The following is a 22,361-nucleotide window of genomic DNA, read 5'->3' on the forward strand; positions in this document are numbered from 1 at the left end:
TGGCTATGCGAGCCAGACGCTGCACGATTCCCCTACGACGCGGTCCTGTGCGGATATCACAGTGTCGGCAAGCACTTCGTGCCCACCGACACGTTGGAATTGCTCGACCAGGCCCGCGCGGTACTGCCTCGGCTCGGTGGTCCTTGGCCACCAGTGCGAGTCCTTGCCGCATTTCTGGACTGTGCACTGGATAAGCTGGACAACCGATATAGTTACCCGACTTACCTGGCGCTGCGGCTGCTCGAACTGCCCGTCATCGATGACCCGATAGAGCAGGCGCTTTTCGCGCGGTCTCGGTGTGATCGGCGCACTGTGCAACTTCTCGCGGATGTTCTAGCCTTCGAACTGGCCGCGATACATGACCGAGCCACACTACTGCCGACGATGCGTCCGCCACGGAATCTGGTCGACAAGCGGATTCGGCACGGATTGCGTGCGATCCGCCCAGTGCTGGCGCGCTTGGCGCTGGACCGCGGGTTGACCGACGACGAGCCCATCAACCGGGCGCGCCAAGTCAGCGCACTCGTGTACGGCGATATGTCCTTTGCCGAGCGGCGTGTGCTCGAGCTGAGCATCTTGCCGGTGTACACCATCCACGACGAGTACCTGTTCATTCGGGTGCTGCAGACCTTCGAGACGACCTTCACGCTTCTGGCGATGCACCTGCGCGGTGCTGTGGCGGCGCTGGCCGCAAGCGACGTGAGCCGAGCAATCCACTTCATCGGCAGCTCGACGAATGCACTGCGCGAGGCGGCGCCGCTGTTCTCGATGCTTGCCACGATGCAGATCGAGTCCTTCCGGACTTTTCGGCAGTTCACCGAGGGCGCCAGCGCGATCCAGTCGCGCAGCTACAAGCTCGTCGAGTCGCTGTGTCGGCGTCCGGACGTCGATCGCGTCGAGTCACCCGCATACCAGTCGGTGCCTGAGGTTCGGGACCGGGTTCTGGCCGGTCAGGAACGCACCCTCGACGAGGCCTTCACCATTGCGAGCCGCTCGGGCGACATCGCCGGCCCCGAACTGGCGCGACTGGCGGAAGTGATGGCAAACTTCTCGGCCGCTCTGCTGCGCTGGCGCACCACGCATTATCGACTAGCAGTGCGCATGCTGGGCGGTGCCAGTGGCACGGGATATACCGAGGGCACCCCCTACTTGGCGGCCTCGCGCATGATTCCGGTTTTCACCACCGTCGAGCCCGTCAGCAACGTGGCCCCCGACAACCCGATTGTGGTCTGACGCTCCACGACTGTGCCGACCCCTTGGTCCGCATGGCAGCTATTGGTCGCTGGGGCGGCCTGCGGGTAGTCGTTCCAATCGGCGAAAACGGTTGATCACGTCGGTGACCGCGGCCAGGCTCTCGGCGGATAGTCCCGCTGCTCGCAGGGCCACATCGCGGACGCCCGCGTCGCGCATGGCGGCCAGTAGACCCAGCTCGGCGTCGACTTCGCGACTGGTCTGATCGTCGAAGAAGTACGCGGGGGGGACCCCGAAGAATCGAGCCAGTGCGCTCAGGTGTCGGAAGGTGGGGTTGTCTCTTTGACCGGTGCGGAGGTACCAGACGTACGAGCCCGACATCTTGACCTCTTGGTCGCGGGTGATCGCGGTGGCGACCTCCTCGTTGCTGAACTCGCGACCGTCGGGCCTGCGTACGACGTCGAACAGATGGGTCAATTTCGACGCCAACGTCGAGGGTACTTCTTCCTCGTCCACCGATCGCCTTTCCGTCAACTGGAATGGTTCCCAACCATTATCGCTTGACGACCGTTGACAGACAATGAGGGGCATGGTGCAATCGTGTATCAACTGGTGTGAATGTCATTCGGGCGGCGCAGTCACACATGTTGACATGGCTGGCGTCATGCGTGGGCGGGGGTTCCGAAGGGAGAACAAGTGGGTCAACCGTTGTGGGGCGATCCCGAGGGGGGCGAGGATCTCGCGGCGTTGGCCGACCGGATCGCGGATGAACTGCGTGGGCTTGCCCCGCCCGGGTGGCAACGGTTGGAGGCGTGGTTCGCGATGACCGTGGTCGCCGAATCGGCGCTGCTGATGGTCGACGATGGCAGCCGGTCGGTGCGGTACCAGGTGTCGGATGCGGTGTGGGAGACGGTGCGTCGGCATCGGCGGATATCTGCGAATTCGGCGTCCGGGCCGTGGTGGCGGTTGCTCGTGCGCATCGACACGGACGGTGTGGAAGTCGGCGTCGATCACGGCGCGGAGGAGCCGTTCCCCGGTGAGCAGTTGTTCGCACCGGATGCCTATCTGGCTGACGTAGAACGCTATCCGCGCGATCGGTTGCCAGTGTGGTTGGCGGCTTACATCGGGCGCGGTGAACGCCAGTCGAGGCCGCCGCGGGCCGCCGTCGACGGGATACGTGCGGACCGGCGTGCGGGGGTGCGAGCGCTGGCCGTGGATGGCGAGCTGCCGGAGCTGGCGGTGTTGTGGGCCCGGTGGGCGGTGCTGGCTGCGGCCTTCGTGGCGGTCGGATCGAAGCGGGGGCCTCGGATCGGACCGTCGGTGGGCATCTTCGAAAGTGCGGAACGCAGCGGCTCGACATTGACTCTGCTGCCCGGTGACCGAGCTGTGCTGTCGGGCGGGGTGTGGGATGCGCCGGTCTTGGACGCCGCGTACAACGGGGGCGCCGCGATGCCGAAATTGTTTGCGGGAGCACCGGATTGGGTGGCGGACCCGGTGCTCAATCCGCGTGCGATAACCGGTTTGCTGTCGTTTTGTTACTGGTGGGAAGACGGGCAGTGGTATCGGGGTGAGTCCGCGCCGATACCGGAGTGCGCGCCGGCGCTGCCCGCGGTGTGGACGGTCTCGACGGTTGCGGGAGTCGTCGGCAGCCTGCTGGGTGACCGATCGCGTGAAAGTCCGGAATCCGCTGAGCTGTTGGTGTTGGCGGCGCAGGCGGGTGCGGTGACCCGTGAGGCGATGGTGCAGGCCATCGGGGATGGCGACGGAGTCGATATCGACGGTGGACTATTCCAATTGATGCTCGCGGATCTGGTTGCCGATCATGCCGATGGGATCGGCGAAGCGGATGCGCTCGATCTGGTCCGCGATCACATCCGCCAGCGGAGTTACGACACCACCGGATATCCGGTGTCGACATTGCGGGGAGATCGCATCAGCGTGGGCTGGTTGGTGCGTTCGCCGGTGCCGGACGGTGAAATCGCTTTGGACCGTGCGGTTTTCTATGTCGCTGATGACGGCATCGTGGAGCGCTCTACCTCCTCTGTGCCGCTGTCGGTGTTCGTCACCGATTTCGAGCGACGGTTCCGGATGCGTAGCAGCGGCCGAGTCTGACCGACGGGGTGGGACGTGAACACTGAGGTCCGGTTGGATCTGGATAGTCTGCGAAATCGGGGCGAGCGGCTGTCCGAACTCGGTGACCAGGTGGGGCAGACGTACGCGCGTTTGCGGGACTCTGTGGTGCAGTCCGAAGGCAGCTGGGGCGACGACGATATCGGCCTGGCATTCGCCAAGGAGTTCAAGCCGCACGCCGAGCAGCTGTTGGCGAATGTGCGGGAAATGGCGGAGAGCCTGCACGGCACGGCCGCCGGAATCATCGACGCCGCACGCCAATTCGAGGCGCAGGACGCCTACCTTGCCAGCCAGGTAGGCGCCACAGCCGAGGACCTCGACCCGAAAATCGGGCAGCCTGCTCGGCAGCTGTCGGACGGCCGCGTCGGCACGCCAGCGTTCGCCGACGCGCACTCACCTGGGACAAACGATCCGGCGGCGAACTCTTCGGCGGTGGGAGGCCAGGCGTCTCCCACGGACCGGGCGCGACCCACCGAACGATCCGCGCCCGGCGGGCGGCGGTCGCCCGAGGCTTCCCCGGAACAGTCCGCACCGCAGGACGGTTCGCGGCGCCCGGATTCTTCGGATAGAACAGCCCAGAGGTCGGATCGGTCAGTTCGAGAGGGCAGGGGCAAATCCGGCGACCCAGCCGGAGAGTTCGGTCGTCGGGTGTCGCCCCCGTCCTCTTGGTCGTTGCCCCCGGCTGCCACCAGGAATGCCGCGCGGTCCGCGGGCACGGCATCCGGACCGAGGCCAGCGGCCGATGTCGGGCGGCGAGACACCCCGTGGACCGGGCAACGGCACCCGACACCCGGCGGCTCGCCTGCGGGCGCCCAGCCGAGTTCCCCGAGCCCTCGGTACGGTTCCCCGCCGCGATCGAACAAGCCCACCGAAGAACCGCGGCGCGGGCGTGATCGGCGCGGTTCCGAAGGGCGACCGGTTCCCGATCCCGTGGTCGGGTGGCTGGCACACAGGTTGGCCGATCAGCACGGTGTGCGAGTGGTCGGATTCGATACACCTGGCCTGCGGGTGTCGGTGGTGCGGGAGTTCGTGGCCGCCGTGGACCGGGTGCTTACCGACTATCCGGTGATCGTCCTGGATGTCGTCGCGGTGGCCGAACTCGGCGCCGAATCGGGCGTGGTGCGGTGGAGTTCGGAACCACGCGGCCCGGGGTGCGCAGTTCGCTCGATCACTCTCGACCAGCGGAGCGCTCAGGAGCCGAGGGAAGCCACCGGAACCGAGCCGGGTATATACGCGGCGACGTTAGGTGAGTTCGGCCCGGCGCTCGATGGCGCCGGTGGCGGTCTCGCGCGCAGGCGGGCGCAGCGCGTCCTGGTCGCGGAGTACCTGCGTCTGGAACCGGGCCGACAGCGCACACTCGCCGAGGTGGTGCGCGGTTACCAGCACTGGCGTGCCGAGTTGACCGGGGATACCACGGCCGCAGGCGGATTCGACGTGAGTCGAGCCTTCGGCGCCGCATTCGCCGAGGTAGTGCTGCGCGGAAATGAGGCCCGCATCCAAGCGAGAACACTGCACGCGGTGCTGATCGACGCGGCTTCTCGGCCGGGGTAGGCGGTGTCGGTGGACGGTTCGTTGTCGCTGAACCCTGTTGTGCAGCTGCGGAATTCGTTCGAAAGCTTGCCTGCTGTGGTGCGGCGTCCGATCGAGATGGTGGTGTTCGGGGGAGAGCTGCCGCGTGCCGATATTTCCGGGATGCGTCGGATGGCCGCGGAGTTCCGTGTCCAGGCAGCTGCGCTGAACGATCGCGCACAGGATACGAAAGAGCTGCTGGCACAAGAGGATTCGATGGGCGTCCTCGGCGAACGGCTGCGCGAGACGTTGGGATTGCACCGGGATGGTGCGACCAGGCTCGGTGACGACGCGCTGGCCCTGGCCGATCAGGTGCAGGCGGCCGCCAACGATGCGGAGAAGACGCTGTGTGTGATGTTCGTTTTCGGTATCGAGTTGGCGTGGCGGATCTTCGGTGTGCTGTCCGCTGCCGCAGCGGCTGGTCCCGCAGGGGAAGTGGCGGCGGTGCCGGTGGCGGAGTCGATGCTGATCGAGGGGCGCGCCAGTGTCGCGGGCATGCGTGCGGGTCTGGATCAGGCGTTCAGGGCGGGCGCGACGCGCACGGCCGCCCGGCGGGCGGCGCTGGGGGCGCTGCAGTTGCCTGTCACGTTGGCCAAGGCCGCCGCGCTGCCGGTGGGTGTCGACGCGGGCGTGCAGGCACTGCAGGCCGCCTCCGGTGATCGAACCCTCGCCGTGATCGGTTCGGACGGCGAGAATCCGACGGGTATCGATCTGACATCGATCAAAGTCGCGGCCTTGGCGGGGGCCGGTGGTGCGGTCGGCGGGATGGTCGCGGGCCGGGTCGCGCCGAAGGTGTTTCCCCGGATCGAGGGCAGCCGGTTGGCGCTCGGGTTGGTGCACGGCACAGCGGGCGCGGTGGCCGGTCTGGGTGCGGCGGCGTTGGTGACCGGTTGGCCGGACCATTTCGATCATGTGCTGGCACCGTTGCTCAACGGTGGTTTCGCCGGGGTAGTGCACGCTCACGCCCTCGCTCGCCCGGGATCGGCTGCGCCGACGGGGGCGATGATCGACGGCGGTGGGGCTTTCACCCGGCCCGATCTGCCCGCGGCCATACGCAGCGAGGCCGCTGCGGGTCTGCCGCCCATCGAGGTGTCCGCGGAATCGAAGCAGGCATGGGAGGCGGCGAAGGCAGCATGGGCGACGACTCCGGATACCGTCGCTGCCGCGGGCGCGGAGGTGCCCACGGCCGGAGCGGACGGAAATACCGGGCCGGTCAAGTCCGGCGAATCGCGGTCGCCCGCGGTATCGGGGTCGATGCCACACGATGAGGCGACTGGCCGTGCTCAGCTCGGACTCGGGTCGGCGGGGCGTTCGGAGACGGATGCGTCGGTGCCCGGTCCGCAGCGGGGCGAATCGGTTGTCCGCACGAACGCGACAGCGCAACGAACGACCGAGGCCGGAGCGGAAGCGTCAGCGCCGCAGAAGGTTTCGACGAGCACCCCGACCCGGCAGGCCGGCACCGGGCCCGAAACACCTGCCGCCGCCGAACACCGATCACCAGGGAATCACCAGCACGGCAACGCCGCGAAGGTGAGTGCTGCGGCAGATGAGCACCGGCCCCCGGTCGACGCCCGCCCTGCCACGGGTACCGGCGACCGGCCCGAAACCCATGCCGTCGGTGAACACCGATCGCCAGGGAATCACGAGTACGGCAACACCGGGAAGGTGAGTGCCGCGGCAGATGAGCACCAGGCCCCGGTTGACGCTCGCCCGGCCACGGGCACCGGCGACGCCGAAACCCCTGCCGCCGGTGAACACCGGTTGCCGGGGAACGAGGAGCACGCTATCCCGGCGGAGCGAAGCGTCCTGGCTGGTGAAACGGGCGACGAGGTGTCGGCCGGACCGGTTGCGGATCACGTCGACGGTGCCGGTTCGCCTGCGCCGAGCGCGCGTGACCAGGCGGTGGACTTGTTGGCCGATTTCCACGCCGGTTCTGGTGATCGGGTTCCGGAGCAGCTGCGGCTGTGCAACCTTCCGGACGAGGTATTGAAGGCCGGAATGTTCGACACCGACGCGCGGAAGTCGATGATCGCGACGGCGGAGATCATTCGGCGCGGCACGATCAGCGACGCTGTGCCAGGGGGGATGGTGTTGCGGGTCGAGCAGGCGGAGGGGTTGTACGCGCTGGACAAGCGTCCGGTGGAGATGAAGCCGGGCGAAGGCAAGTCGCTGATGTTCATGGCGGCCGCGATGCAGCGAGCGGTGCGTCACGGTGAGTGTCTTCTGGTGACGACGACCGATGGGCTGGCCCACCGCGAATTCACCAGGTATCGACAGCTGTTGACCGACTTGGGGATCGACGTGTTCCGTGCCGACCAGCAGCAGGGTTTCGGGCCGGTCGCCGCCGGTCGCCCTGCGGTCGTTGTGGCCACCGGCGAAACGGTCGGGCATCTGTGCAACGCCGGTCACCGGCCGCCGCGCCACGCGTTGATCGATGAGATGGACGGGATCATCGACCGTGGTGAGAGGCAGTTTCTCCGGTCGGAAGGCGTCGAGCAGGCCGCGCCCGAGGCGACGGCACGCGAGGTGTTCGCCGCGCACGATTTCCTCGCCGAGGCGCTGGCGAAGGGGACGTTGTCGCATGAGGATTTCGGTCTCACACGGATCATCGAAGAAGTCGGCCTGAATCCCGACGGAACTCCTGAGCTCGAGTTCTGGTACGACGGTCGGGCGGAATTGACGCCTGGGGGACGGGAGAAGGTCGAGGCGCTTCCTGGCGGGAAACAGTGGTTGGCGGGGTTGGGCTTGTCGCGGCTCGAGACGGCCGCCGCGGCCGAGTTCACCTGCCGCAAGAGCACCCACTACGTGATGGATGCGGGCAAGATCGTCATCATCGATCAGGGCGAACACGGTCTGCAACGCAACCCGACGACCTCGAGCGAATCACGGTGGAGTGCCGAGCAGGGTAAGGCGAGTCTGGCTCAGGCCGTCGAGGCCAAGGAGATCCGGTCGGCCGAGGCCCTCGGGATGAGTGCCGAGCAGCATCAGATCGTGGTGCGCGCCGACGCCGACTCGGCCAAGAGCATCAACGCGGTGGAAATCTATCGCACGGGAGGCCGCCCGGAGGACCGGTTCTTCGATGAGGTCACCGGCGCCTCGGGCACCCTCGCGGACCTCAACCCCGTGCTGGAGAAGATCTACGGTCTGGAAGAAGCGCACCAAGTCGACCGGGCACAGGAGCAGCGGTTGATGGAGGGCGCCCCCGAGGTGGTGGCCAACACCCGCGCCAAGCTGAGCGCTATCGCCGAAGGCGCGCACAGAGTGTGGCAGGGCGGCCGGGGCAGGTCCCAGGAAATCTTGTGTCATCGCAACGATCTGGTCGACAGGCAGGTGCAGGCGTTGGTGCGCCAGGGGGTGCCGAGGGAGGCGATCGAGGCCGTCGACGCCGAGCGGATCGCCGGGTGGGGCGCGGAGTGGGAAGGCCAGTTGCAGAAGGTCTTCGATGCCGCCGGTGAGCAGGGCAAGATCCTGGTGATCAACCGGCAGGGACAGCGCGGTGTCGATATCGCGGTGTCGGAGGCGGTGCAGGCCAAGGGCGGCATGTTCGTGTGGATGACCGAAGTCCCCGAGCAGTCCTACATCCATGAGCAGGCCAAGAACCGCACCGCCCGCAACGGTGACCGCGGGTCCGCACAGGCGCTGATGTCACCGCAGGACGCGCTGATCCGCAACGCTATGCACCTGCACGGGGTACGCGAGGTGGCGGTCCGCTACGACCAAGCCGCCGCCGCTCACCGCAGCGACCCCACTCCGGAAAATCACCACAACCTCGTCGAGGCCAGCCACGACCTCGGCGCGCTGGTGCCTGAACTGCAACAGCGCGCGCTCCGCCACGCCACCGCCGACTTCATTCGCCACCACGCCTACCTCACCGACAACCCGGCCGCGGTTGTCGCCGCCGCCGAGGCGTTGCGCTACCAGGGCAGTACGGACATCGGTCAGATGGGGCAGCCGGAATACTCGCCGGGCCCGGCCGCGCACATGGCTGGGTTGCTGGGGATCCCGGCCGCAGCCGTCGCCGCACTCGAACAGGACGGCGCTGACGACCCGCTGGGCAGCCTGCTGGAACGGACGGGCCTGCCGCCCGCCGCGGTGGAGGCGTTGCGGCAGCAAGTCGAGGCGACCGCACGCGGAACGGTTGAGCAGTATGCGGGGCTCACCGACGAGCAGGCGCTGGATCAGTTGCTGCCGCAGCGGGACCGTCTGGCCGAGAAACTCGGCTGGGACACCGAGGCCATCGAAGGCGCCGAAGGTATGCGCACGATCGACCCCGCGCTGACCGAAGCCAGAAACAACCTCGCGAAAACACTGGGTTATCCCGCCTCCGAGATCACGCCCGCCATAGCCCGCGACATCCTGGGCGAAGCAGTCGGCCGCCACCTGTCCGTCGCGGGCACCGCCGAGTCGGCCACCAGCGACGAAGCCGCCCGCGACGATGCCGCCCCCATCTCGACGAACCCCGTATCGGTGGTAGCCGAGAATCCGGTAGCCGAGGACGTTATCGCCGCGGCATCGCACTACCTGGCCACTGCGGCCCTGCTCGACCTGGTCATGCGGATCCACCGCCGCAGCCCCAACAGTTGCGTCAACAATGCTGTGACCGGCATGCGGGTGTTGAGCGGACGCGACATCGCAATGCCGTCCAGCACACTGGCAGGCCACGGCCGCGATGCGGTCGCGAACGTGTTCGGCGCCCCACTCGAGAATGCCGGATCGCTGGACGGGGTGGCCGAATCGCTGAGAGCTCGGCCGGGAGGCATCACCGTCCTGGTCTACAAATGGAAAGACACCCCGGCCACAGCCAGTCCCAACGCCAAAGCCACGGGCCTCGCCGACGACCACATGGTGCTGGTAGTCAACGACAGCGAGCCGGGCGAGGCCCCGAAACTGGTCGTGGTCGACCTCGCGGCCTCGCGAGACGGCGACACCAGCACCGACTACGGCCCGAAAGACCTCCGCAACCGCCGCACGCTGCTGGCCAAGGCCGTGCCGTTCGACACCTGGCGACAAGAGCAACAAAAGTTCATCGGCAGACTGCCCGCCGACAAACGCAGATTCGAGACCATCGAATTCGACGTCGAGGGCAACCTCGTCGCCAGTTCGCATCGCGACGCACCCGCCGCCGAAACCCCGCCCCGATCCCAGGAGGCTGAGGTCAGTGCGGAACTGGTGCAGGAAATCAACGCGATACAGCCGGGCTGGCCGGTCAATGGCGACGGCCCACCTGATCTGCCGTCGCGGACCGACGCGGACACGCCCGACAAGTCGGACATCCCCCCATCGGCCGCACCCGCCCGCATCGGCAGCCGCCCGCATAACACCCCCGACCCGGCCGAGCCCGCACCCGGGCAGGAGCCGGCGACCCTCTCGGCCACGCCGACGGCCCTCGAGATGGCCGTCGCCGTGGTCGCTGGCATCCAATGCGGCCCGGACATCGCATGGGATGCAAAGCGTTTCGTGATCAGGTGCTATGAGGAATACCGACAGCAACAAAGGGCGGCCCTTCTGAAGCGGCGCCGGACCGCTCTGGTGAACCGGGACGGGATGCCACCCGAGCAGGCCGAGCAGGCCGCCGGGGAATACGTGGGCAGCGCTGAAGCGCGCACCGCCATCGACGACGCCGCCGCTCAGGATGTCGGCGGACTCATCGTCGATATGCATCGCACTGCCGATCGGGCACAGATCAGTCTTCCCGGCAGTCTCGCCGATCTGTATCGAGCAGAAGCGAATACGGCGAATGCGCGAAAGCTGCAGCAGGCCTTCGCTTTGATCGGCCGTGACGAATCGAGTCCGGTTATCGCGCAGGACGCCAAGCGATTCGTCATGTCCTGCTACGCGGAATACCGACAGCGACAAGAATCGGCCGCACGAAACGGGCGCCGGACCACTCTGATGAACCGGCACGGGATGACATCCGACGAGGCCGAACAGGCCGCCAGGGAACATGTCGGCAGCGCTGACGTGCGCGCACATATCGATAGTGCCGCCGCCGACAACACCCGCCGACTCATCCACAACATCGCAGCCGAGCGGACAAAAACAAGCCTTCCCCTTGTCCACATCCTCGCCCACCTCCACCAGGCAGAAGCGACCACGGCCAACGCGCGCGGACTCGCGAAGAGCATGAAGGCCGAGACAGGCGAGGCGGGCACCGAGCGGCGGGCACGCGGTGATCAGGTCGGCAGCCGACCATCGGAGAATTCGGGCGCTCACTCCGATGGGCGGACGCCGGAGCGGGGTCTGCCGGAGCATGTGGCCTCAGCCTGGCAGGTGGTCATCGGACCCGGCACCGACACCTCGGACCCCGGTACCCTCGCCGACGCCGTCGCCGCGCGACTGCCCGAATCGGGCTCCGCGCGGGCCCGCGCGGACATCATCGATGCGGTGGCGCGGCTCGCGGAACTCACCCTGCCCCGTGCGGGGGCTGAGGCCGTGCTCGTCGTGACCTCGTCCGAGGACGCCGACGGTCGACGCCGATTGCTCGTCGAGTTGGACTACACCCGACCGGACGCAACCGATCCCGCTCCCGGTGTGACGGCGGAGGAATTGCGCCGCGAGCTGTCCGACGTGGACGGCCGCATCGACGTCGACACCGCCGATCCGCTGCCGGATGGCCAGGTCCGGCATCGGGTTCGGCTCGACCTCACCAGGCAGCGGATTCTGGTGTGCTGCCGCGTTTGGGGCAGCGGCGGGACCGGTATGTCGACGTTGAATGTGGCGCTGTGTGAGGGGCTGGCGGCGGCCGGGCACGAGGTGATCGTCTGGGCAGGCGAGGTCGCTCAGGGTTCGCGGCTCTCGGGTGTGAAGCTGTACGGGGACCCTGACTCTGGCGCGAGTCGGCGCCCGCGGTACGACGGCGGCCCGAACGATTTGCCGCAGTCGGTGGATCTGGTGATCGTGCACGCCGAGGACGGCGGCATCAGAGCGACGCTGGAGGCCCAGATCCGGTATCCCGCAGCGAGATTCGTGAGCGTCCACCACCTGACCCCGATGCTGTGGGAAACCCTGCGGAACAGTCCGGTACGCGGTCGCGCCAAGCTCGCGGCCCGCATCTACTTGGCGCGCCGGGCACATCTGGTGGCGGGCCTGGGGCCTGTGCTGGCCACGGATGCGCTGTCGGCGGCTGTCATGGCGGGGCACGGCTCGGTGCACCAACTACAGCCGGGTCTGGAGATAGCCGAGCAGCCACCGGAGCCCGCACCCGACGATCCGGCATGGATTCTGCTGTTCGGGCGCGTGGATGACGAGCTGAAGGGCGCTGCCGAGACCGCCGAGGCGGTGCGGCGGCTGCGCGCGCAGGGGCGTGACGTGCGGCTGGTGGTGCGGGGCTATCCGGAACGCGGCGTCGAAGTGGCGCACACCGCGTTGGCTCGGCTGGTCGGTGACCCGGATGCGGTCGAGGTGCGGCCGTATACAACAAGCCGTGCGAAGCTGCGCGACGATATCCGCGCGGCGACCATCGTGGTAATGCCTTCGCGTGCCGAGGGATTCGGTGGGGTCGCTATCGAGGCGATCGAGCAGGGTGTGCCGGTCGCGGTCCCGTCGTCCAGCGGAGTGGGCCGTTTCCTTGCCGACCTGGCGGACTACCGCGACCTGGCGCAACGATTCAACTTGGTCGAACAGCCGCTCGGTGCCCAGGTGCCGATCGACAACTGGGTGGCCGGACTCGGCTCCGTACTCGACGACCTGCCCGGCGCATGGGCGGCGGCCCGCGGGTTACAGGGACTGATGCGGCCGTACACCCGCGAAAACAGCGCGAGGATGCTCGTGCACGCCGCACGGAACACCGACCCGCACTCTCGCTCGGCGATCAGGCAGTCGCGGACCCAGGTTTCCTTCGAGGACGGACGTGTGGTGGCGCGCGGCGAGGAAGAGGATTACCAGCGGATACTCGCCGTGGCCGACGCGATGGAATCCGATCCCGCGGTGCGGGAGGCCGTTATCGGTGGTACCCGCATCGAGTTCGCACCGTCACCGGACCTGCTGACGACCGGCACAGCACCTGCCGATGACAGCGGCGCACGGTCCCGCACCGGGGACGACAAGCGATTAGATAACCGCCCGGCGACCGGGCGGAACGGAGGTCCGGGTGGGCTGATCGGCAGCAGGCCGTTCGAGGATTCGCCTGGTGAGCGTGCGTTTGCTGGTCCTGGCTTCGAGGACTTGGTGCTGGCGGGCCGGCAATCCGGTATTGCGGAACGGTTCGTGGTCGAGGACGGGCCGGGGGTGCGGGTCGAGGAGTTGACGTTCGGCAATGGCGTGCGGGTGTTCATGGAGACCTATGCCGATCCGATTGACGCGCTGGTGCAGGTGTTGCGGACCAAGGTCGCCATCATGATGGGTGCTCCGGTCGCCCACGCCATGCTGAACCTGGAGGACGACCGCGTTTATCGGGAACTCACCCCTGGGCGACCTGGGGACAGCGTCGATGTTGTGGACCCGGAGGTGCTGGACTCGGACTCGGCGCTGCGGCTCGGTTTGTTCGATGCGGTGACCGGGATTCGCCGGACGGCGCGTGAGTGGAGTGTTGCCGACGACGAGGTGATGGGCGGACGTTCCGGCCCCGACGTCGACACCACACAGATCGGTGTGTTCGCGTCGTTGTTCGTGCGGTATATCGACGGTCGCGCAGTGTGGTTGGACCACGCCATGCCGACGTGGGACATCGCGCCCATCCGGGATCAGGTGTCGCACCTGGATACGTGGATCTCGAATTTTCCGATGCCCCAGCAACACCGAACGGCCCTACTCGATATCCACGCGGGGTACGAGGCGGCGTTGGCACAGGTCGAGCGGCACGCCGTGCATACCTTCGGCGAGCGAGCACATCGCGCCGGGCTCGATGCGCAAGCGCAGGCCAAGGCGCGATCGGTCGAGGTGTTCACCCTGAACTATCCGCACGTCGCGGTGGTGGGGTTCGATCATCCGGACGTGCCCGCCGATGTCGTCGAGGAGATCCTGGGTGGGCTGGATGAGATGTTCACCAGGTTCCCGGACCGGACCAATATCCGCGAACTGCGGATCGATTACACCGACTGGGAGGCCAACAGCCCCAGAACGCATAACTATGCGGACCCCGCAGCGGCGGGCCGGACGCTGAGTATGCGGTTCAGCCTGCGCGATGCGGCCAACCCGGCACAGACTGTCAAACGCGGAATCCGGTTTCTCGAGTTCGGCCTGAATCCGGTCGGTGACCGGCCGTTTCATCACAACGCCGTGCACGAGTTCGTGCATGCGATCGATGCCGTGGAGGGGCTGTCGAAGACCCTACAGCGGATGCTGTCGCAGACCTGGGGACAGTTGTCGAATCATGGCCTGATCGAGGAGTCCTGGTGGACCTGGCTCACTCGATTGCCGAGATACGCCTTCGTCAACGAAGCCAAGACGGTACTCAATGATGCGGAAGCGCTCGCTGTCGGGTTCGCTGAGGCCGACATTCACGGCGCGGCGGCCGGGGCACCACAGTGGGCGATCCATGACTACGTCACCACCGGGCAGCCACCTCAGGTCACGTCGGATCTCGAGATCGATCTCCCGCCGCATCCAGATCATCCGGACCCGGGTGGTCCGGGTGAGCTGATCGGTAGCAGGCCACACGAAGAGGATTCGCAATCGGAGGCTGCGCGACGCGCGTGGCTCAAAGCCCTACGACTCGATCGAGGAATGACGCAGCGACAGCTCGCGCAAGCCGCGGGCGTGGGGATAAGCGCACTGTCCGCGATCGAGTCCGGAAAGCGGGAGCTGGCGCTCGGAATCTTTCAGCGGATCTGCCAAGCGCTCGGGCTCGCTGGTGAGACCTTGTCCGAGGCTGTGCGACAGCTCTATTCGGACCGCGAGCTCGACCTCGATCCAGGCGCGCATGACCCCGGGTTGCCCGGGAATTGGATCGCGGCACTCTGCTTCGACGGGGGTACGACCGTGGCCGAGCTGGCGTCGACCGCAGGCATATCGGACGCAGATGTCATCGCGATCGAGCGCGGGATGCGCCCGACTTCGATCGGTTTCTTGCGGACCTGTCGTGCGCGGGGCGTGACACCGGAAGTTCTCGAGGCGGCCATTGGGCATTTCTATCCGGATCTCGTTCTCGATCTCGATCCGCTCGCGCACAATCGTTGGTCGCCGGATACCTGGATCCTGGCATTGCAGCACGACCGGGATCTGACTCTGGCTGAACTCGAGGAAGCGATCGGGCCAGGCTGGGTCGACCTCCACCAGGTCAAGACCACGGGGTCTCGGCCGAAGTATGTGGCATTTCTGCGGATCTGCGATGTGCTGAGGGTCGGCGACGAACTGAGGCGGGTCGCTATCAACCATTTCTATTCAGAGGTCGAGCCGGAAACCGAGGTGGCTGCACAGGATTCGCCGAGTGTCTGGATCTCCGGGCTTCGTAATCGCAAAGGTATGTCCAAGGCGGACCTCGCGCGCACGGTCGGTGTGAGTCCGAAGCGGATCGCGGATATCGAAAACGGGGAGCGCCCGCAGCCGGAAGTTTTCTGGCCGATTGCTCACGCATTGGGTGCAGGGCGGCAAGAGCTGGCCGAACTTGCTCGCAAGTTCTATTCAGATCTCGAGTACAACCTTGATCCGACCGCGCACGACCCCGGCGCGCCGGGTAGCTGGATTGCCGCATTGCGCTATGACCGGGACATGACCGGAGCCGAACTGGCACGGACGGAGTACCTCACTGTATTCGAGGACCGAGAACGCCCTCCGAATTCGATCATCTTCCGTCGGGTATGCCGAGCTCGAGGGGTTTCGCCGGAAATTCTGGATGCGGCAACTCGACATTTCTATCGGGATCTCGAACTCGATCTCGATCCGGCCGCCCACGACCGCTGGTCTCCGGGTAGCTGGTTTGTGGCGCTGCGGCACGATCGGGATCTGACTCAGATCGAACTCGCGAACGCAATCGGGCAAGGTTGGGTTCAGCTTTCCAGTATCGAGGCCGGGAACTATCGGCCGAGGTTCGCGGTATTCCGGCGAATCTGTAACGTATTGGAGGTCGGCGACGAACTACGGCGGGCCGCTTCCCAACACTTTTATCGCGACATCTACCGGTCCGTCTCGCATGCTTCGCTAGGTCGTTGGATTGTGGCTCTGCGCCATATCGAAGGAATTTCGAGAGACGAGCTCGCGCGGCAGTCGGGAATTAGTCGTTACTCAATTGCCGCCATCGAAAGAGGCCGGCACCGTCCGCGACTTAGAAATCTGCGGCGGCTCTGTGCGGTGTTCGGTGTCGGTGGTGATGTTTTGTTGGAGGCCGTCGCGCAATTCTATAGTGGCCCTTTCGGCCAGCCCGGTGATCGAGATGAAGAAGACCTGTTCAATCGATACGTCGTGAGCAAGGTGGGTTCGTCGGAGGAAAAGGGCATCCGGGACGATATCTGTAAAATGTTCGCATGGATTCCTAATGCGTTGGCTCGTCGTGAGGCTCGGAATATCAGAGATGAGGCGGTGCAGGTCGCGTGGATGGGGATTCTGAATGCGATCGACAACCACGTCCCTTTCGGATCGTTTACCTCCCATGCGTGGGCCAGCGGTCGCAGTGCAATTTTTCGGTACCGCCTGCAGCGTCAGTTCCCGGATCTTGACGATCGCACGCTGGCGAAAGTGATCACGGTAAGAGCACAGATCGGCAGGATGTTTGCCGCAGGTTCGGTTCTCGATGACGCGGAGATTGCGCGCGCGACGGGTTTGAAGATGGCCGATGTGATGTCGGCGCGGGAGATTCTGGCTCGGCCCACGCTGCACCTGGACGCGTCGATCACCGGCAAGGATGGGGCCCGGAATCGGGAATTGTCTGATCCGGCTGCTTCCACAGGGTTTTCCGACACCGACTTCGCGATGACGGTTCGTGCCGCGCTGGCTGATATGCCCGATCCCGGCACCGCGGAGCGGTTGGTGATGCTGCATGTGGTGGAGGGCATGCCTTTGGTCGACGCGGCCGAGCGATTGGGGTTGCAGGTCGCGGACGCGGCCGAGGTTCTCGCCGATGCTCTTACACGGCTGCGCGATGCGTTCGGCCAGGGTCGGTCCGCCGAAGTCTTCGCAGGCGAGGAGCACTCAGCACCGCTGACACCGTGGGCCGGGTCGAGGGCAGAGCCGGATCAGTCGTCGACGCATAGCAGCGATGCCGAGTCGAGCGGAGACGGCACGGCTGATCCCGGTACCGCCGAGCGGAATCCGGCTCCGTTCATTCCTGGGGCCCAAGCGCCCGAGCAGCATCAGCCGCCTGTTCGAAGCAAGGATCCCAAGGCGGACGACAACGGTCCGCATGGATTGATCGGTAGCAGGCCCTTCGAGGATTCGCCTGGTGAGCGTGCGTTTGCTGGCCCCGGGTTCGAGGAGTTGGTGCTGGCGGGTCTGGATTCCGGTATCGCGGAACGGTTCGTGGTGGAGGATGCGCCGGGGCTGCGGGTCGAGGAGATAACGTTCGGCAACGGCTTGCGGGTGTTCGCGGAGACATATTCCGATCCGCTGAAAGCGGATATCCAGGTATTGCAGGCCAAGGTCGCCGCTGTCATGGGTGCTCCGGTCGCCCACGCGATGCTGAATCTGGAAGACGGCCGCGTTTATCGGGAACTCACGCCGCCCGGGCGGCCGGGGCATATGTTCGATGTCTTGCCCCCGGAGATTCTGGACTCGTCCTCGGGCGTGCTGCTCGGTCTGTTCGATGTGATGACCAGAACGAATCGGACCGGGCGAGAGTGGAGTATGGGTCCCCACGACGACGTGATGGGCGGGCGCGCCCGATCCGACGTCGACGCCACGCCGACCGGTGTGTTCGCGGCGAAGTTCGTACAACGTATCGATGGCCGTGAGGTGTGGTTGGACAACACCCTGCCGAGGTGGGCGGTCGAGGACATTCGTGAGCGGGTGACCTACCTCGAATCGTGGATCGAAAGCTATCCGGCTCCCGAGGAACACCGAGATGTGCTGCTCGACATCCACCGCGGGTACTTGGCAGCGCTCGCGCAGATCGAACGGCACGCCGTGCCCACCCCGTGGGAGATGTTGCATCGTGCGGGGCTCGACGACGAATGGCGCAGCGACGATGTGGCGGACAAGGCGCGGTTGGTCGAGGTGTTCACCCTGAAGTATCCGTATCTCACGATGGTGGGGTTCGACCATCCACATGTGCGCGCCGATGTCGTTGTGGAAATCCTTGGTGGGCTGGATGAGATGTTCACCAGATTCCCGGGCCGGACCAATATCCGGGAACTGCGGATCGATTACCTCGGCGACACGAAAGCCAGTGCCAGAACATCTTGGTATGTAGATCGCGCAGCGGCGGCGGGTCGAACCGAGCGGATTCATTTCAGCCTGCACCATGCGGCCAGGCCCGCGCCGTTTGTCGAATTCGGTATCCGATCGCATGTGGACGGGATCAATCCGATCGGCGATAGACCATTCCACCACGACGCCGTCCACGAATTCATCCACGCGATCGATGCCAAGGAGGGACTCTCGGAGAACCTGCGCCAGGTGCTGGGGGAGACCTATTCACAGTTGTCGAGGCTCGGCCTGGTCGACGAGCACTGGTGGACCTGGATCGCTCGGCTGCCCGAGTACGCCTTCGGCAACGAAGCCAAGACCGTATTGAACGATGAGGAGGTGCTTGCTGTCGGGTTCGCGGAGGCGGACATCCATGGCGTGGGCGTCGGTTCGCCGCAGTGGGCGATCCACGAGTACGTCACCACCGGGCGTCCGCCGCGGGTCGCGCCGGACCTCGAGGTCGATCTCCCACCGCAGGATGATCCACCGGCTCCGGGTCGTGCGCGTGGCCTGATCGGTAGCAGGCCACATGAGGACGATTCGGATGCCCCGCGTCGGTCCGCGAATGTGATTGGTAGCGAACAGGAACCGGTATCGTTGACACCGTGGACCACGGCGCGGGCGGAGCCGGATCAGCCACCTGAGCGAAACGGCGATTCGGAACCGGGCCAGGGGAGTCCGAAACCGGGCGGCTGGATCGGCAGCAGACCACATGAACAGGACGAGCCAGCACGACGCCCCACACCGGGCCAGACGACGCCCTGGTCGCGGGATGGCGAACCGCACCCTGATGACCAACTCCGCAGACAACCATCGCATCTGATCCCCGAGCGACTCGCCGAAAACACGCCGGGCCTGGTCCCGCTCACCGCGTGCGAGACCGAAGTACTCGCTCGGGTGCGGCAAGGCATGACACACAACGAGATAGCGGCCACACTCGATCTTTCCGTGCGCGATGTGCGGGCGCACCTGGCGAGTGTCCGCCGCAAGCTCAGGAATCAGCGGGTGGCGCCGAGCGGTCCTGGCGTCCTACCGTCCACGGCATCCGAGTCCGAGCGTTTCCGAGCAGCCATGTACGCCGCCTTGACGAGCGCCGACCAGCCCGATCCGCGAGAACTGCTGGCCGGGGCGAGCCAAGAGCAGATGGAACGCGCTGTCCAAGGCCTCAGCTCGGCGCATCGGGCAGCGCTGAGCCGACTGCGGGCGGGATCGAATACACCGGTGGTTCGCAGCATGGCGTTGATCGCCGCTCGTCGATGGGTGAGCGCCCTTGCGGTCGAACACAACCGGTCGCAGACGGTGTTGGCCACCGCGCTGGCCGCGGCGAGTCCCGCTGAACTGCAAACGGCACTCGACCAACTCACGGCCGCCGAACGCCGAGTCCTGGTCGACCGGTTCGGACCGGCGACGTCGCCCGCCTCCGAACCCGAGGATTCCGTGCGCGCTTTGCGTGCGGTCGACATCGTTCGGCACATCGCGGGGCGGATCGCGCCCCCTGCGGGAATATCCGCCGTAGACGAAAACCGTTTCGACAAGGGCGAATTCCAGCACGGAAACCATCTCGCGGAGAACGAGCGTCCTGCCGCGGCGCAGCACGCGAATTCCACGGCAGCCCAGACGTATACGGCGGACGAATGTCTGGACGCGGTGTTGGGCTGGTTGGACCGGCAGGACCCGCCGGAGTCAGCCGAACGGTCCAGGCGCAGCCGTCGAGGTTCCTCCGCGGCGACTGCGGATCGACCCGACGGCCGATCGCACCAAGACGGGTCGCCTGCTGACGAGCCGGGTCGAGACGGCACCACCGCCCCGGGCGACGCCCATTCGGCGACCGCCTTGTCCGAGGAGCCGGGGCGCCCAGACCACAACGGCACCGGCTCCGTGCACGCCGACGCGGACGACCACTGGCGGTCGTTGCCGGTGGATCACGGTTTCGACGACGAACAGCGGCGGCTGGCCGACGAGGCGCTACGTGCGGGCGGCTTCGACGACGCGGATATGCTGCAACGTCCGCGAGATCACCTGTTCGCGGACGCCGCACAACGCCGTGCGACCGAGAACGGCCAGTGGTGGGATTCGCTGAGCGACCCGGACGAACCCGGCGGGCCGAGCAGTACGCAACGGGCACTCATCCAGGTCTACCCGCACCAGATCGGTAATGCCGACGGTCTGCCCGCCGTGATCCGCGACCACGCCAACCGGTTGTCGATCCGCCGTGATCTGGGCGCGTTCATCGCCCGCAGGCCGGGCGGCGTGGGAATGCTCGATTGGATCCGGACCGGACTCACCGCCGCCGAGCGGAAACAGCTCGGCAACCTGATCCATATCCGAAATCACCTGCAACAGCTGGACCGGCAGGCCGCCGAGATGGTGGGCAGTCCTCCGGTGCATCTGCTGTCCTACGATTCCACCGCCTTCCACGGCAAAGGCAAGGCCGTCGTCGCGCTCGGCAATGTGGACACCGCGCAGACGGTGAACTGGCATGTGCCCGGGACGAATACGACCTCTTCCTCGCTGGCCTACCAGTTCAAGCCGTTGCGCAACCTGTATGAGCAGACACTGCGCGTCGATCCGTCGCTCGAGCTGGCGTCGATCATCTGGATCGGATACGACGCACCGGCCGGGCCGATGAACACCGGATTCGCGAAAGCCGCCTTCCCGCGCCGCGCCCGTGTCGGCGGTCATCGGTTGCTGTGTGACATCGCGGCATTCCACGCCACCAGACGTCTTGCCGGAACCGCCGCCCCCGACCAGCTCGTGAACCGGCTCTACGGGCACAGCTACGGTTCGGTGACCACATGCTATGCGGGCAGGTACGGCAGGCTCGCTGGCCTGGTCGGCTCGATAACCCTCGCGGGCTCGCCGGGTGCGGGCCCGGTTCGTCATGCCGCGGAGTTCGGCATCGGCGCGGAGAATGTCTATGTCCTCGCGTCGTGGCGCGATCCGGTGACGATATTCGGCGCGGACCGGCCCGGCGCGCGGAGCCGCGTGAACCCGCGACTCGGCCACGGCATTGATCCGGCCACCGAGGCTTTCGGCGGTCAACGAGTCGGCGCCGAGTTCCCCACCTCGCCGAACTTCGCGGGCGCCGAGGCCGTGCACCAGGGCTATCTGCATCGCGATCCGGCGACCGGGCTGCCCACCGAAGCGCTGGCCAACGTAGCGCAGATCACCGCAGGACGCGGCGAGACCCTTGTCCGGGTGCAGCGCCGTCGATCCGGCCGCGGGTTGGGCGTGCGACCCATCGACCGCGAGCGCCCGCGATACGCCGACCGCGACGGCAATCATTTCGACAGCTGGGAGCCGCGAGAGCAGGCCGAGCGGGGGGTGGGTGAGCATTGGGGGCCTGCGGCGACGTCGGCGGAGGCTGAGCCGCACGCCGCGCCAGCGCGGCCTTCCCCAACGGCAGGCCCGAGGATTGCCGTCCAACTCGGGGCGGACGGGCTCGTGGATTCCGGGTCGGCGGGCACGGACGCGCTCGCGCTCGGCGTGAACACGCTCGGCGTGCGAGTCGGCCGTGGCGCTGAGGACGTGGCAGCTCTCGATGCCGTGTGCCGGTCGGCAGCGTTCGACGATGCGACGCTGGCGGTGGAAGTGAATGCCGGTCCGCGCTGGTCCGACGAGGAGGTCCGGACGAAAGTGGCCGAAGTTGTCGCCACGTTGGCGCGTCACGGTACACGGGGGGAGCTGCACGCATTCGATCAGCGGGTACTGACGGCGGCTGCGGAGCTGGCCCCGGACTGCCACCGCGTGCTCTTGATCAACTCCCTGATGACTACCACCGCGGGTATTCGCGGCACCCTCGGTTGGATGGCTCGCGCGGTGCGACCCCGGGCGGAGGGTATCGGCACTCTCCTCGAGAAGGCACGCCGCACGGGTGCCACCGGTGTCGCGGTGCCTTACCCGCTGCTGTCCGAGGACTTCGTGCGGCTGGCCCATGAGTGGGGCATGCGCCTCGCCGTCCGGGGTGTCGGCGGTTCCGGTCGGATGCGTGCGGTGATCGGGCTGGGGGTCGACGAGATATGGACGAAGGTCCAGAAGTTGGCGCTCCTGCGCGCCGAGGTTGCCGAGGGCGGGTTTCGGATACCCGAGCCATCCACGGGCTCGGCCCAGCCACCTAAGGCCACGCCGTGGTCGCAACACCCGGACCGCACGCGCGACCGATGAGTTTCGGCGCCATGCCCAGCCCAGATCGGCCA

At 66.6% G+C, this 22,361-nt stretch carries 5 protein-coding genes; 4 read left to right on the top strand and 1 reads right to left on the bottom strand.

Annotated elements, in window-relative coordinates; genetic code table 11:
* Nucleotides 1–477: 477 nt before the first annotated feature.
* Complete coding sequence (locus ACQP1T_RS10615) at nucleotides 478–1,233, top strand: hypothetical protein (RefSeq protein ID WP_433759766.1); 756 nt, start codon at nucleotides 478–480, stop codon at nucleotides 1,231–1,233.
* Nucleotides 1,234–1,272: 39 nt separating this feature from the next.
* On the opposite strand, the gene ACQP1T_RS10620 is transcribed toward ACQP1T_RS10615, so the two are convergent.
* Nucleotides 1,273–1,707, bottom strand: a complete 435-nt coding sequence (locus tag ACQP1T_RS10620; RefSeq protein WP_433759768.1) for a helix-turn-helix domain-containing protein — start codon at nucleotides 1,705–1,707, stop codon at nucleotides 1,273–1,275.
* 180 nt (nucleotides 1,708–1,887) lie between these two features.
* On the opposite strand from ACQP1T_RS10620, the gene ACQP1T_RS10625 reads away from it, so the two are divergent.
* From ACQP1T_RS10625 to ACQP1T_RS10635, 3 genes are read left to right on the top strand one after another with little or no spacing between them, the layout of a single operon-like run.
* On the top strand, nucleotides 1,888–3,303 hold the full coding sequence (locus ACQP1T_RS10625) for a hypothetical protein (RefSeq protein ID WP_433759769.1): 1,416 nt from the start codon (nucleotides 1,888–1,890) through the stop codon (nucleotides 3,301–3,303).
* A gap of 15 nt (nucleotides 3,304–3,318) precedes the next feature.
* Nucleotides 3,319–4,872 carry a hypothetical protein gene (locus ACQP1T_RS10630; protein ID WP_433759770.1) on the top strand — a complete coding sequence of 518 codons (1,554 nt, stop codon included), beginning with the start codon at nucleotides 3,319–3,321 and terminating at the stop codon, nucleotides 4,870–4,872.
* A 9-nt stretch (nucleotides 4,873–4,881) separates the two neighbouring features.
* A complete protein-coding gene (locus ACQP1T_RS10635) occupies nucleotides 4,882–22,329 on the top strand; it encodes a helix-turn-helix domain-containing protein (protein WP_433759772.1) in 17,448 nt (5,815 codons plus the stop codon).
* The last annotated feature ends 32 nt before the right edge of the window (nucleotides 22,330–22,361 follow it).

Source organism: Nocardia sp. CA-135398, from assembly GCF_050955845.1.
Classification (GTDB): domain Bacteria; phylum Actinomycetota; class Actinomycetes; order Mycobacteriales; family Mycobacteriaceae; genus Nocardia.